Origin of the sequence: Tritonibacter sp. SIMBA_163 (assembly GCF_046535935.1) — a bacterium.
Taxonomy (GTDB): Bacteria; Pseudomonadota; Alphaproteobacteria; order Rhodobacterales; family Rhodobacteraceae; genus Epibacterium; species Epibacterium scottomollicae.
The window spans coordinates 1-254 of record NZ_JAWJBP010000864.1 but is presented as its reverse complement, the minus strand read 5'-3'; the positions used below and the strand labels follow the sequence as shown (position 1 = coordinate 254).

Genomic DNA, 254 nt, shown 5'->3' with positions numbered 1-254 from the left:
ATCCGCCTGCAACGCATCCAGCGTCGGCATCTCCTCGACGCAGGGCGCGCACCAGGTGGCCCAGAAGTTCAGCAGCACCACGCGGCCCTTGAAGTCGGCTAATGTCACCGTCTCGCCGTCGCGCGTCTGGAATGCTGTCTGCGGCGCCGGATAGGGCTCGTCGGCCAGCGCGAAGACCTCGCCGAACGCGCCCTTGAGCGGCGGCTCCTCCGCCCGGACGGGGGCGGTGGCCACAAACGCGATCATGAGTGCCG

1 protein-coding gene is annotated in these 254 nt (G+C 69.3%); it reads right to left on the bottom strand.

Translation table 11 applies throughout. The features are described 5' to 3' along the window. Nucleotides 1–246, bottom strand: a 246-nt coding sequence (locus R0J92_RS24805; RefSeq protein WP_411053642.1) for a TlpA family protein disulfide reductase, incomplete at its 3' end; no start/stop codon positions are given. Nucleotides 247–254 lie beyond the last annotated feature (8 nt).